General features: G+C 39.8%; 11 protein-coding genes. 10 read left to right on the forward strand and 1 reads right to left on the reverse strand.

Going from position 1 to position 14,474, the window contains the following annotated elements; all coding sequences use genetic code 11:
* Positions 1-129: 129 nt before the first annotated feature.
* From ACRD64_RS15095 to ACRD64_RS15110, 4 genes are all read left to right on the forward strand, one after another.
* Positions 130-366: an acyl carrier protein gene (locus tag ACRD64_RS15095; RefSeq protein WP_430934282.1), complete on the forward strand. Its 237-nt coding sequence runs from the start codon at positions 130-132 to the stop codon at positions 364-366.
* An 83-nt stretch (positions 367-449) separates the two neighbouring features.
* Entirely contained in the window at positions 450-2,423 is a 1,974-nt protein-coding gene (asnB, locus tag ACRD64_RS15100; protein ID WP_430934283.1) for an asparagine synthase (glutamine-hydrolyzing), read from the forward strand.
* A gap of 4 nt (positions 2,424-2,427) precedes the next feature.
* Positions 2,428-3,438, forward strand: coding sequence for an NAD(+) synthase (gene nadE, locus ACRD64_RS15105; protein ID WP_430934284.1), 1,011 nt, complete (start codon positions 2,428-2,430; stop codon positions 3,436-3,438).
* 81 nt (positions 3,439-3,519) lie between these two features.
* Positions 3,520-4,980 (forward strand): class I adenylate-forming enzyme family protein, encoded by a 1,461-nt coding sequence (locus ACRD64_RS15110; RefSeq protein ID WP_430934285.1) that lies wholly within the window; start codon positions 3,520-3,522, stop codon positions 4,978-4,980.
* 46 nt (positions 4,981-5,026) lie between these two features.
* On the opposite strand, the gene ACRD64_RS15115 is transcribed toward ACRD64_RS15110, so the two are convergent.
* Positions 5,027-5,542, reverse strand: coding sequence for a nitroreductase family protein (locus tag ACRD64_RS15115; protein WP_430934286.1), 516 nt, complete (start codon positions 5,540-5,542; stop codon positions 5,027-5,029).
* 119 nt (positions 5,543-5,661) lie between these two features.
* Here ACRD64_RS15115 and ACRD64_RS15120 point away from each other — a divergent pair, with 119 nt between their 5' ends.
* The 6 genes from ACRD64_RS15120 (at position 5,662) to ACRD64_RS15145 (ending at position 14,420) form a co-directional block, all read left to right on the forward strand.
* Positions 5,662-6,426, forward strand: coding sequence for a YdcF family protein (locus tag ACRD64_RS15120; protein ID WP_430934287.1), 765 nt, complete (start codon positions 5,662-5,664; stop codon positions 6,424-6,426).
* Between the two features lie 216 nt (positions 6,427-6,642).
* Positions 6,643-8,622, forward strand: a complete 1,980-nt coding sequence (locus ACRD64_RS15125; protein WP_430934288.1) for a peptidase U32 family protein — start codon at positions 6,643-6,645, stop codon at positions 8,620-8,622.
* A 1,068-nt stretch (positions 8,623-9,690) separates the two neighbouring features.
* A complete protein-coding gene (locus ACRD64_RS15130; protein WP_430934289.1) occupies positions 9,691-11,826 on the forward strand; it encodes a TonB-dependent receptor in 2,136 nt (711 codons plus the stop codon).
* A gap of 34 nt (positions 11,827-11,860) precedes the next feature.
* Positions 11,861-12,505: a hypothetical protein gene (locus ACRD64_RS15135; RefSeq protein ID WP_430934290.1), complete on the forward strand. Its 645-nt coding sequence runs from the start codon at positions 11,861-11,863 to the stop codon at positions 12,503-12,505.
* A gap of 85 nt (positions 12,506-12,590) precedes the next feature.
* Complete coding sequence (locus tag ACRD64_RS15140) at positions 12,591-13,649, forward strand: sensor histidine kinase (protein WP_430934291.1); 1,059 nt, start codon at positions 12,591-12,593, stop codon at positions 13,647-13,649.
* Complete coding sequence (locus ACRD64_RS15145; RefSeq protein WP_430934292.1) at positions 13,650-14,420, forward strand: LytR/AlgR family response regulator transcription factor; 771 nt, start codon at positions 13,650-13,652, stop codon at positions 14,418-14,420.
* The last annotated feature ends 54 nt before the right edge of the window (positions 14,421-14,474 follow it).

Below are 14,474 nucleotides of genomic sequence, written 5' to 3' on the forward strand. Positions count from 1 at the left end.
TGTAAGTTAGGTGATGAGCTTGGTCTAAATATTTTGTTAGTTGGACAAAATATTAATGAGCTTAGACCTATTAAGTGTATTTTTAAGCAAATAATCTAGTATAATAAGTTAATAATAATATTATAAATTATGAAAGATCAAATCAGAAACTTTATTGCAGAAACTACTTTCAATGATCCTTCAATTATTAAAGATGAAACCTTAATTTTTGATGAGGGTATTTTTGATTCGATGGGGTTGTTAGGGCTCATTAATTTCTTAGAAAGCGAATTTAGTATTACTACGGAAGATTCAGAGTTGCAAGAAGAAAATTTTGGGAGTGTTGAACGAATTGTCGCATTTGTTGAAAGAAAGAAAGCAGCTTAGTTATTTTTTGTTCTTAGCTGAGAATTTTAGCTGAAAGCAAATTCTATAAGAATGACAACGGGTTAAAAGTTTTAAGCTATACTATGTGTGGAATTGCAGGATTTTTAAACGACCAATTAATAGATAATTCTAGGAATATCTTGAATGGTATGCTCCATCGTATTCATCATCGAGGACCGGATGAATGCGGGTTGTATTTGTCGAATAACGCATGTATTGGCAATGTTAGACTGAGCATTGTTGATCTAACTTCAGGACAACAACCCATGTGCACGCAGGATGGGAGGTATTGGATAGCGTACAACGGTGAGGTATTCAATCATCCCGAACTAAAATCTCTGCTGGAAAAAAGAGGGCACCGTTTTCGAACAAATTGCGATACTGAAGTAGTGCTGCATATGTACCAAGAGTATGGCGCTAATTGTTTAGAAAAATTAAACGGACAGTTTGCAATTGCAATCTGGGATACATTTGAAAAAGAACTCTTTCTTGCGCGGGATCGGATGGGAATACGTCCCTTGTTTTATAGTCAAAATGGAAAGGACTTTGTTTTTTCTTCAGAAATTAAGGCCTTGTTTGAATATCCTGGAATAGAAAGATCTTTTAATTCTCTGGGTCTAAATCAGGTATTTACTTTTTGGACTTCCCAAACCCCACATACCGTATTTAAAGATGTTTATGAATTACCACCAGGGCATTATGCTAAAATAAAAAGCGGAAATCTCGAAATAAGGCCATACTGGTCGTTGTCTTTCGACAATCCCCAAAAAATGTCGGTGCAGGATGCAGTAGATAATTTCCGGTATTTGTTTAAGGATGCCTTGAATTTGAGGATGAGGGCAGATGTTCCAGTTGCAGCTTATTTAAGTGGTGGCTTGGATTCAACCAGTACAACTGGTTTTATCAAGCAAATGTTTCCGGAAGCCTTAAATACTTTTTCCATAGGCTTTGAGGAAAAAGATTTTGATGAGACAGCTTATCAACTTGAGGTTGCCCATTATTTTGATACAAAACACCACTCTGTAAACTTTAAAAACGAAGATGTAATTGACCTTTTTGAAAAGGTGATTTGGCATACCGAGATACCTGTTTTACGAACCGCTCCTTTCCCAATGTTTAAACTTTCTAAACTTGTACGGGATAATGGCATTAAGGTGGTCATTACCGGGGAAGGTGCTGATGAGATGCTGGGTGGTTACAATATTTTTAAGGAAGCGATAATAAGACATTTTTGGGCTAAATACCCTGATTCGCATTTGCGTCCATTGTTACTTAAAAAGCTGTACCCGTATTTGCCGCAAATAAAAGATGCAGGAACAAGTGCGCTTAAACTGTTTTTTGGTTATAAGCTCTCCGAAATTGACTCTCCGGCTTATTCGCATTTGTTGAGATGGAATAATACCAGCCGAATTCGGAATTTCTTAACAAGTGACAGGCTTGAAAATTTAAATGGGACTGACCTGGTTAATGAGTACGAACGCAGGATTTCGTCTAAAGTAAGTAATTATTCACCTTTGGCTAAGGCCCAGTTTATTGAATCCAATGTATTTATGTCGGGATATCTATTGTCGTCACAAGGAGACCGTGTGGCTATGGGTAATTCCGTTGAAGGTCGTTATCCTTTCTTAGACCATAGAATAATAGAGTTTTGCGCAAGTTTGCCGGATGACTTAAAAATCTCAGGATTGGATGAAAAGTATCTTTTAAAGCAGGTAGTTAAAGATGTGATTCCTAAATCTGTGTTAAAGAGACCAAAGCAAGCTTATCGGGCTCCAATTGCTCAAGCTTTGCTTAATGATAAAACAGGTTTTGTGGATGAATATTTGTCTGCAACGAAACTAAATGAGGCAGGTGTTTTTGATGCAGCAAGTGTTGGAAAACTAATGACAAAGCTGCGTAAAAACACTACAATAAACGAAGTAGATAATATGGCGCTTATGGGAATGCTTTCTACCCAGGTGCTATATGAATTGTACATAAAAAATTATCGTCACCTGTCAAGCGATGAGATCGAACCAGGAAGGGTGATGAACCCAACTTATCAAGAAAATTTATAGCAATATGTTAATAGACCGTAAACCTTTTTCGAAAGACATTCTTCATCTTGAAAATATTGATGAAGAAATTGAAGGCATCTGCGAGCAAATGCGCGAAGATGTTTATAAAAGATTTCGCCGATATGGCGGAGTTATTGGAATAAGCGGAGGAATTGATTCGTCAGTAACACTAGCTATCGCGACCAAGGCATTCGGAGCTGATAAGCTATTGGGCATTATGCTTCCTGAAACAGATTCGAGCCCGGATAGTGAAAAACTGGCCAGAGAATTAGCTGATAAGTTTGGCGTAAAAAGCATTGTTGAGAATATTAGCGGTGCTTTGGATGGATTTGGCTGTTATACCAGAAGAGATGAAGCTGTGAAAAGTGTAATTCCTGAATATGATCCTTCTGTTGATAAGATGAAGGTGATTATCCCCAAGGAATTTGTGAATAAAAACCTGCCACCCGTGCACTACGTGTCGGTTACCTTTGAAGATGGTTCCGAAAAAAGAGCTCGCCTTCCCATGAAGGAGTATTTGCAGATTGTGGCTGCCTCAAATTTTAAACAGAGGTGCAGGGCTAATATGTTGTATTACCATGCGGAAGCTTTAAATTACGCAGTGCTGGGAACGCCAAATAAACACGAAGTTCAGCAGGGGTTCTTCGTAAAGTATGGGGATGGAGCTGCGGATGTAATGCCAATCGGTAATTTATACAAAACACAGGTGTATCAAATTGCGAAACATCTCGGGGTTCCTCAAGGTATTATTGATCGGACACCTACCACGGACACCTACTCTGCAGAACAAACGCAGGAAGAATTTTTCTACCAAATGCCGTTCGAATCAATGGACTTGTTGTGGTATGGATGGGAAAATAATTATACGCCGGAAGAAGTGGCCCCTGTTATGGAAATGACTCCTGAAGAAGTTAATAAAATTTACAAAAACTTTGCACGGAAAAAGAAGACAACAGAATATTTAAGAACAGCACCTTTGCATCATTATTACATTAATCAGAATGTTATAGTGTAATAAAAAATGTCAATACAATAATGAGCACTCTATGATGAAACTGCATGGAGTGTTTTTGTTTGTTATCTAAACTAGCCAATTATGAATTGTATAGATTATTTATTGCCAGCTGATGTTAACGATAATGACTTGTTTGTCCTGGGTCAACGAGAGCCTTTGTCCTTTGTTGATTTGCGTGGGCAGGTGGCTAAAGTGGCGGCTCAACTAAAGGAAAATTACGGGTCAGGGAATAAAATGATATTACTGTCACCAAATAATAACTTTTTTATAGTTTCTTATTTGGCTATTATGAAATCAGGAAATGTTGTTATTCCTTTAAATCCTGCCACAGAGGAAGAGTCCTTAAAGTTTGTGAAGAATCAAGCAAGCGTTGAGTTGGCATTTGTGCCTAAATTATTAAGAAAACGAATAACCGTTGATTTTAATGAAATATGGGATGAGGATATATTAAAAGGACTATGTGAACAGTCAGAAATTGGTTATAAAATTGAACAGGATTTTGCTGAAGATACCCTGGCACAGATTATTTATACATCAGGATCTACAGCTATGCCTAAAGGGGTGATGATCTCGCATAAAAATATTATCGCCAATACTTCCTCGATAATAGAATATTTAAAATTAACATCGGACGATATCATGGAATGTGTTTTACCATTCTTTTATTGTTACGGACTATCCCTTTTGCATACGCACCTAAAAGTCAAAGGAAAAATCGTTTTGAACAACAACTTTATATTCCTAGGTTCAGTATTTAAGGATCTGGAAAAATATAAATGTACGGGTTTTGCAGGAGTCCCAAGTCATTTTCAGATTCTTTTGCGCAAGTCTGATACTTTTAAAACAGCAGTTTTTCCACATCTAAGATATGTGACACAGGCGGGGGGAAAGCTACATACAGTCTTTATCGAAGAGTTTCAAAAGGCCCAGCCCAGCACTAAATTTATTGTGATGTATGGGCAAACGGAAGCCACTGCAAGGTTGTCGTACTTGCCAACTGAGAGGTTACAGGATAAGCTTGGGTCCATTGGTAAAGGTATTCCGGGAGTGGAGTTAAAGGTGGTAGATGAAAATGGCGTTCCTACCGAACCAGGTGTTGTAGGCGAGATTGTAGCAAAAGGTGACAATGTAATGCTGGGCTATTATAAAGATAAAAAGTCAACACAAGAGGCGCTAAAGGATGGTTGGCTATATACCGGTGATTTGGCCAAAATAGACGAGGATGGTTTTATTTATCACGCAGCACGTAAAAAAGAAATTATTAAGGCGGGAGGTAAAAGAATAAGTCCAAAAGAAATTGAAGAGGTGATTGTTTCGATGCCAGGCGTGGTAGACTGTTCTATTAATGGGGTACACGATGAAGTGCTTGGTGAAGCGATAAAAGCAACAGTCGTGAAAAATGATGCCGATAATGAATTGAATGAAAAATTTGTCAAGGAATATTGTAGCAATAATTTAGCCGCCTATAAAATTCCCCATATTATTGAGTTTACTTCAAAGATGGATGTAAATGCGGCTGGCAAGAAAGTCAAAAAATCCTAAAATAAAAGCTTGCAACTTTAAAGCTGTTGTTTTAGGATCTGTGGTTTTACCATTTGTTAAAACTTAACACCTCATCAATACTTTTGCGTTTTTTCTCGGGTGCTTTAATTTCAACCGGATATCCAATCGCTACGATGGCAATGGGTTCCCAACCTTTTTCTGGTTGCAGGGCGCCGTTGACAATTTCAGGATTGAAATGACAAACCCAACAGGTTCCCAACCCAAGTTCTGTTGCCGCCAGGGTCATATGGTCTATGGCTAGGGCTACATCTATATCGCAATGGTCTTTGCCGTCGAAAGATCTTTTCCAAGATTCTGCATGATTGCCGTAAACAACGATCAGGTTCGGAACTTTTTGAAACCATTCCCGGGGGTAAGCTCCTCGTATTTTATTGAGTAAGTCTTCATTGTCAATGGCAATAAATTTCCATGGTTGATGGTTAGCAGCCGAAGGGGCAAGTCTGCCTGCGTTGGCAACCTGCTTTATTAAAGTTTGATCTACCTTGTTTTCGTGATATGCCCTGACAGCATACCGCGACCTCATTAACTCTTTAAAATGCATACTATACTATTAAAAAATTCAATGATTTTCACATACCATAATTTACAGTACAATATATCAAATGTTCTTTGTATTTTTCAACTGTTAAAATGTTTTTAGAAGGTTTCTAAATAAATTACATGTTTTTTTTACTATCAAAATTATTGCTGTTTTTCCTTTCCCCTATTTGGTGGGTCTTAATGTTATTATTGGCCTTTATGGTTTTTAATAATTTTAAAAAACGACGTCTCTTACTGGTATTGGCTATTGGCATACTGATTGTTTTTTCGAACCAACTTATCTATTATCAGGTAAGCGGTTGGTGGGAAGGTGAGTTGGAAAAGTCAGAAAGTTTGCAACAGTACGAAGGAATAATATTGTTGGGGGGATTTTCAAATTACCGTTCAAAGTCCCGGCGAATTCAATTTACAAGAAGCAGTGACCGCTTATTGCAAGCTGTTCGATTATACAAAGAAGGAAAAGCCAACCGTTTTATATTTACGGGAGGTTCAAGCAGGATTATTATACGGGAAAAAAGCAGTGGTGAATTTTTAAAGGAATACCTGGTGTTATTAGGAATACCCGAGGACAGTATTTTAACCGAATGGCAGGCCAGAAATACCTACGAAAATGCGGTAGAAACATGGAAGTTGCTGAAAGCCGAAGGGATATCAGACAAAAAGTTTTTGTTGGTTACATCGGGCTTTCATATGAAACGGGCATTAGGTTGCTTTAAGAAAGTGGGAATAGATGTTACCCCTTTTAAAACAGATGCATTGCAAGGCAATGTGCCGCCAGAAATTTGGGAATGTTTTATGCCATCAGCATCCGTTTTGGCCACCTGGGAACTGTTGTTTAAAGAATGGGTTGGATATGCCGTGTATAGCGTAAAAGGGTATGTGTAGGCTCCTGTCGGAAGTCATCAGTTAACAGCCTTCAGCAATTAAAAAAAACTGCCCACAAGGAATTCAGCTTTAAAATATTATTCCCGCCGCACTCCTTTTAATCTTCCAGCAGTAATTCCTGTTTTGTTGACATGTATCTTTTAAAGGTGATTTCCCTGACTAATGACCGAAAAATACTACTTTTGCAAAATCATTTACCACACAGAAAAATTTTAGATGGATTTTAAACCGGAGTTGTTGATCCCGGCAGGGAATATTGAGTCGTTTCATGCGGCATTAGAGGGAGGGGCAGATGCCATTTTTTTGGGATTGAAACAGTTTAATGCGCGGGGACGTGCGGTTAATTTCTCCAATCCGCAATTGATTACCATGCTGGATATGGCGGGGAAGAAAAACGTTAAAATCTACGTTACGCTAAATACCGTAATCAAGAACCACGAGATCCCGGAATTATTGGATGTGTTGAATTTTCTGTCGCAAACATCTGTTAGTGCTGTAATTATTCAGGATTGGGGCGTTTGGTATCTGGCAAAGAAGTTTTTCCCGAAATTAGTAATTCATGCCAGCACACAAATGGCCAATCATAATTCCATTGGTGCCAACTTCTCCAAAAAAACAGGCATTGATCGGGTGATATTAGCCCGTGAATTAACCCATCGGGAACTGGAATTGATCATGCATAAAGCACAATGCGAGATTGAGATATTTGTTCATGGTGCTTTGTGTTATTCGTTTTCTGGATTGTGTCTGTTTAGTAGTTATCTGGGAGGAAAAGGGGCTAATCGTGGTCAGTGCACCCAACCTTGCCGAAGGGTTTTTAAGGACAATGGAAAAGACCATGCCATATTCTCGCTAAAAGACAATCAGCAGATTAAATTGATTCCTGACTTCGCGAAGATGAAAGTGGCTTCTTTAAAGATTGAAGGACGGATGAAGTCGGCAGCTTATGTGTATCGGGTTGCACAGGCGTATCGCATGGTCATCGATCATCCCGGAAAATTGCCTGAGGCAGAGGAAATGCTGAAGTGGGATTTTGGACGCGAAAAGACCGATTATTTTATGGGCGGTAATGTGCGGGGCGCTATCTCTGATAATACCAATAACGGAATATTTCTGGGAACGGTGAAAAAGTTAAGTGACGATGGCTTTTTCGTTCAATCGGAACTAAATATTGAGAGAGGGCAACAGTTACGCGTGGTGAACAAGCTAGGGGAGTCAGTATCTGTAAAGGTAAAAGAGGTGACTGCGGAGTCCGGGAACTATCAGATTTTTACTGAGAAAGCAATCAGGAGAGGGGACGATGTGTATCTAATAGGATTGCCATCCAAAAATTTCTCCAATAAGTTTGAGGAGTTAAAACACAAAAATATAAAACCTGTAAGTGGGGCCTACAAAAGAAAAATAAGGCAGGATATCCAGATTAAAAACCAACAAAGCAGTAAACCGGAATTTTTTGTGCGCATCGACAATGTGGAGTGGTTACGTAAATTGCGTGTTGATGATTTTAAAGGAATATTCCTGGATCTTTCAAAAAAAGATTGGCGTAAGATACCATTTGACAGTCCTTTCTTTAAAAAGAATTTGTTCCGTTTTTATGTGGAGCTGCCGGGTTTTGTGGCGGAAACGCATTTGCAGGAATGGCTGCAAGACATCAAGTGGCTTACCCGCAAAGGGATGAAAAACTTTGTGGTCAGCCATCTTTCGCAATTGGACATGCTGCCCAAAGGTTGTAAGGTAATTACCAACGAAAGAGTATATGTATACAATGATGCTGCCATAAGGGGAATAAAGACCTTTGGCGTGCAGCATGTGACTTATCCCGTTGAAAACGACTTCGAAAACCTGCAGAAAGGAACTTCAAGGGATGGAATCGTACCTGTTTATGCCAACCCGGAGTTGTTTTTTGCCCGTATGCCAGTGGAGGTATACCATCCGGAAAACGAATTTATGGACAATACCGATAAGGAATTTAAACGTTATGTGCACAACGGAATGACATCGGTTTATTCTAATACACCGGTGGCGTTAATGCAATATGCCCATACATTAAAGAAAGAAGGTTTCTTTAGGTTTATGTTCGATTTGCGCACCGAGGCCCCATCGAAGCACTTACCGGTTAAGTTGTTTAAAAAGTTCAATGCCTCGGAACAGCTGCAGCCTTCTACAACCTTTAATTTTAAAAGAGGGCTGAGTTAGCTGAGCGCAGGATTGCAAGCGTTGCCCTGAGGTGGTTAAGCAAGCCTATGGCAGTGGTTTATCCGGGATCTGTGATTGATGGGTAATGTGAAGAATCCGTTTTATATGGGCTGGCAGTCGTTTTAGATATAGCCTAAGGGCAGTTTTGGGATTGGTATATTGTAGTAAACCAACTTGAGGATTTCAGTTTTTAATTTTGCATGGTGGGTGCGCCCTTGGTTAATTACCCATGGCTTCCTTTTTTGCCTGGGAGCCAATGGTTGTTTACCCATGGCCTCCTTTTTAGCCCGGGAGCCAATGGTTGTTTACCCATGGCCTCCTTTTTTGCCCGGGAGCCAATGGTTGTTTAACCATGGCCTCCTTTTTTGCCCGGGAGCCAATGGTTGTTTACCCATGGCCTCCTTTTTAGCCCGGGAGCCTATGGTTGTTTAACCATGGCTTCCTTTTTTGCCCGGGAGCCAATGGTTGTTTAACCATGGCCTCCTTTTTTGCCCGGGAGCCAATGGTTGTTTAACCATGGCCTCCTTTTTTGCCCGGGAGCCTATGGTTGTTTAACCATGGCCTCCTTTTTTGCCCGGGAGCCAATGGTTATTTAACCATGGCCTCCTTTTTTGCCTGGGAGCCTATGGTTGTTTAACCATGGCCTTCTTTTAGCACCGGGAGCTAATAGTTGTTTACCCATGGCTTCCTTTTTTGCTTAGGCAAGCTTTGGATGTTTCCCGGGTGATGCTTTAGAGGTGTGTAATGCGCCTTTGAAATACCATAAAACAAGGCGTTGCTGAAACGAGGTGTAGCACCGCTCTGTTGAGTTGAAGCACTGAGTAAAACGTTTTGTTTTGAAATAGCTTAATCGCGTAACAGGATTTCTAATGCATGTTGTGGATTTAATAACCACGGCTTTTTACATCCTTAATTTTTAAATGGGAATTGAGCAAACCATGGCCAATGACTAATCAGACAATGACCAAATACGACTTATCCTAAAAAAACAACCGTTCGGTCATCTCTTTTTCGTCTTTCGGGTGTTTGTTGGCAATTTTGAACTGTCATTAAAAATAACACTGAATCATGAAGGCAGTCCTTTTTGCAATCCTATTCGTTATTTCCGTCCATTTGGTTGCGCAAACTCGTGTTATAGGCCATGTAACCAATAAAAAAGGGGAGCCTATTGTAGGCGTTAATATCTTTTTTAAAGATACTTATGATGGAGGTATCAGTGATATAAACGGGTATTTTGAAGTGCTAACACCAACGCTGGGAGAATTAATATTGGTTGCGAGTTTTATCGGATATAAACCATTTGAACAAGAAATTTCGATAGGAGATCATCATATTGACATCCTTTTGAAAGAAAGCACGCAGAGTATTGAGGCGGTTACAGTAACTGCAGGAAATATTGCGGCAGGAGACAAACATAAGGCTTCCGTCATGAAGTCGCGCGATATCTACACAACCGCGGGATCGTTGGGAAGTATAACAGGCGCTTTAAATACCTTGCCCGGCACACAGCAGGCCAATGACGACGGTAGATTGTTGGTAAGAGGTGGTGAGGCATATGAAACAAAAACAGTGATTGATGGCGTTCTTGCCGGAAAACCTTATTACTCCAAAGTTCCGGATGTGCCAACCCGCGGACGGTTTTCTCCGTCATTGTTTTCAGGTGTGATGTTTAATACCGGGGGATACTCAGCGGAATATGGCCAGGCTTTGTCATCGGTATTGGTATTGGAAAGTAACGATTTGTTTACCGAAGATGTTTTGTCGCTGTCGTTGATGAGTCTAGGAGCGGAAGCCAATATAACCGAAACGTGGAAGAATAATTCCATTTCGATATTAGGAAGTTATATCAATATGGCTGCTTATTACGGAATGGTAAAAACCAAATTTGATTGGGAAAAGCCTACGGAAGCGGGGAGCGCAAGTATTATCTATCGGCATAAAACCAAAACGAATGGAATGCTGAAAGCTTATTTTACGGCAGATGTTGGGGAAACCCGTTTTAAAACAAATGGTGGAGTTGATGATATTTGGTATACCACCGAATCGAAAAACAACAATTATTACGGGAATATTACCTATCGTCAGCCCTTGAACGATAATACATCCATTAAGGCAGGCGTTTCGATAACTATCGACAATCCCGATATAACATACGCATCGCAGCATATCCGAAACAGGGAAACAAATTCGGAGTCACGAGCGATGTTGATTCATGAATTGGGCGATGGAATCAAGCTGAGGTACGGCGTGAGCAATACATTAACCGATTATTCTCAGACGTACAGAGCGCATCCCGATTCATCCGATTTTAATCCTCAGTTTCAGGATTTTTTATCGGGCGCTTTTGCAGAATCACAGTTGCAGCTCTCTGGAAATATGGCCTTGTCAACTGGTGTCAGGTACGAATATTCGTCTTTGTTAAAACGCAGCAGTCTGGCACCGCGACTTGGAATGGCCGTCGCAACAGGAAAACGGAGTCAGATATCAGCATCCTACGGGCATTTTTATCAGAACCCGCATCCCGATGAATTAAAATTTTCATCCGACCTGAATTTTGAAAGAGCGACACACTATATTTTGGGATATCAAACAGGAAGCACGGACGAGCGTTTTTTTAGGATAGAGTCCTATTACAAAAAATATTCACAACTGGTGAAATATGATGGGCAGGAACTCTATGATGCGGAATATTATAACAATACAGGGAGCGGAGAGGCGATTGGACTGGATTTGTTTTGGCGGGATAACGAATCCATCAAATTCCTGGAATATTGGCTTTCGTACTCCTATATCGATACACACAGAAAATATAAGAGTTTTGACTTTAGGGCGCAGCCAGGTTTTGTATCTAACCATAACTTCTCGGCGGTGGGGAAATATTGGATCTCGGCTGTTCGGTGTCTGTTGGGAGGGACATATTGGATAGCGAGTGGAAGAAACTGGTACGAGAATACGTCCAACGGAAAAATCACCCACCCAGGTGATGTAACGCACGAACTTAATTTGAATCTGAGTCATATTACGCAAGTTTTCGGCAATCAAACCATTATTCACTTGTCTTTGTCCAATGCGTTGGGATCAAAAAATGTATACGGATATCAACAAAGTCCCGTCCGCAAATCAGATGGAGCTTCTGTTTACCTGCCTATAACAAATGACATTCAGCAGTTTGCTTTTATAGGAATATTTATAACTTTAAAATAACAGCCAGGTACGATTGGCATAAATTATTATCATCATGAAAAAGCTAACAGTTATATTAACAGTGTTCATTCTTGTTTTTGTATTTAAGATGGATATTAATGCGGAAAATTATGAAGAAGTAATGCAGCAAAACATTGAAAAAATGTATCAATCAAAAACGGCCCAAGAATTAACGGCTGTTTCAGCCGCTTTTTACCGGGTGGCTGAAAAAGAAAAGGAGGATTGGTTGCCATTATATTACGCTACGTATTCGTTGGTGCGAATCGCCTTTTTTATAAAAGACGAAGACGAAATTGACAAACATTTAGATTTGGCTCAAAGCTATATGGACAGGCTTTTGGAATCGAAACCTAAGGAATCGGAAATACACGTCTTACAGGCTTTGCTCTATTCCATGCGGATTACAGGTCCGGCCAGGGGAATGAAATATTCCATGCTTTCGAATGGTGAATTGGATAAAGCAGAGGCCCTGGACAATAAAAATCCCAGACTGTATTATTGCAGGGGTAACAATATATATCATACGCCGGCGATGTTTGGTGGAGGAAAGAAAAAAGCGAAAGTGCTGTTTGAAAAGGCCGATACGCTTTTTAATAACAATAGCGCAAGGGGGGATTTGTGGCCTTCGTGGGGACAATGGCACAATCATAAAATGTTGGAACAGTGCAAAGAGGAGTAGGGTATTCGAAAACTTGCCTTTCCCAAAGTTTTAAACTTTGGAAAAGTTTTTAAAATATGGATGGAATAAGCAAAAGTAAAAAGGAATGGGAAAGTTGAATAAAAAACAGAATAGATGGAACCTCAAAAAGTTCTTAATCATTGGTGGAATCTGTATCCTGATCGGAACAGTGTCGGCACTTGTGTTGGGCGGACGTCTGCCTTCCAGTTTTAAAAATTTCCTTTATAATGCGGGTTATTCCTTGATGATCGGATATGGTCTTTTTGCCAACGGTTTTGTTTTTTGTTTGGTAGATAAGCGATGGCTTTCCTGGATCAAACGCCCTGTCAGCAGTTTTTTTATCGCATTTTTGGTAACCACGGCGTATTCATCCATAGTAATACTTTTTACCAATTGGTTTTGGTATGGCTTTTTAATGGATTTAAGCTGGGATGAGTTTTGGCCATTTGGGAAAAAAATATTGCTTTTGGAGTATGCGGTTCTGTATTTTATCACTCAGTTTTTTTATGCCAGGGCATTCTTTTTTGAATGGCAGGAATCGCTGTTGGCGAAAGAAAAACTTAAACAAGAAGCTATATCGTTGCAATATAAGGTGTTGAGAAATCAGGTTAATCCGCATTTCTTGTTCAACAGCTTAAATGTATTAAGTTCCTTGATTAAGTTAGATGCAGAAAGGGCAGGGGTGTTTGTGGACAAACTATCCGGTTTTTATAGGGATCTCCTGGGATTTAGAGGTAAGGAAATAGTTTCGGTGAAAGAAGAAATGCAATTTGTAAACCAATATATTAACCTACAAAAGGAACGTTTTGGCGATAATATTATTGTCGAAACACAAATAGATAATTTAGATGATTTTCAACTTATCCCGATGACTTTGCAAATGTTGGTAGAAAACGCCATCAAGCATAATCAGGTCAGTAAGGAGAATAAATTAAAAATCAGATTATTTTTACAGGATGATTATTTAGTGGTGGAAAACAACTTGAAACCCTATTTAAATCCTGTTGACGGAGAAAAGTTGGGACTGAAAAATCTGGGCGAAAGATATAAGTTTTTAACGGATCGTAATTTTGTAGTTGAAAATACGGATTCGCACTTTACCGTTAAAGTACCTTTGTTACGTATGGAAGAAAACGTTGCCTGAATGATGAAAGTTTTAATTATAGAAGATGAGCCATTGGCAGCCACACATCTCTCGGTTTTGATGAAAGAATGTGATTCGGAAATTGAAGTGGTGGATGTGTTGGACAGTGTTTCAAGCGCAGAAGAATGGTTGAAGTCAAACATGCATCCCCCTTTAATATTTATGGATGTGCATTTGGGCGATGGTATTTGTTTCGAAATATTTAACAGGGTGACGGTTGCCTCGTTTATCATATTTACCACTGCTTATGACCAATACGCTCTCCAGGCTTTTAAGGTAAACAGTGTTGATTATTTACTGAAACCACTGACCAAAAACGCATTGTGCGATGCGTTGAGCAAATACAGGAGCTTCGCCCAAAAAGAAGAGGTGAAACCTTCGATGCCGGATATTTCAAAACTGCTGGAAGCCATCCAGAATAAAACCCCCGAATATAAAGATCGATTTGTTGTGAAGGTTGGTGCGCATATTCGCCCCGTTAACACCGCCGAAATAGCCTGCTTTTACAGCTTCGAAAAAGCGACTTACCTCCTGACTAAAATGGGTAAAAACTACCTGGTAGATTATGCACTGGATAGGCTAGTGGATATGCTTGACCCTGCAATTTTTTTTAGAATCAACAGAAAGCATATTATTTCATTAGCCTCGCTTGAGGATGTGGTATCACTTGGACCCGCTCGTATAAAGGTTAAAATACAAGCTTACCGGGAAGATGATATGCTGGTTTCGCGTGAGAGGATTAAGGAGTTTAAGAACTGGCTGGAAGGGTAGTCATCAGTCAACAGTCATCAGTCAATGGTCGGCAGTCTTCAATCGATGGTCATC

The sequence above is a fragment of the Saccharicrinis sp. 156 genome (assembly GCF_050589685.1).
In the GTDB taxonomy this organism is placed as follows: Bacteria; Bacteroidota; Bacteroidia; order Bacteroidales; family Marinilabiliaceae; genus Saccharicrinis.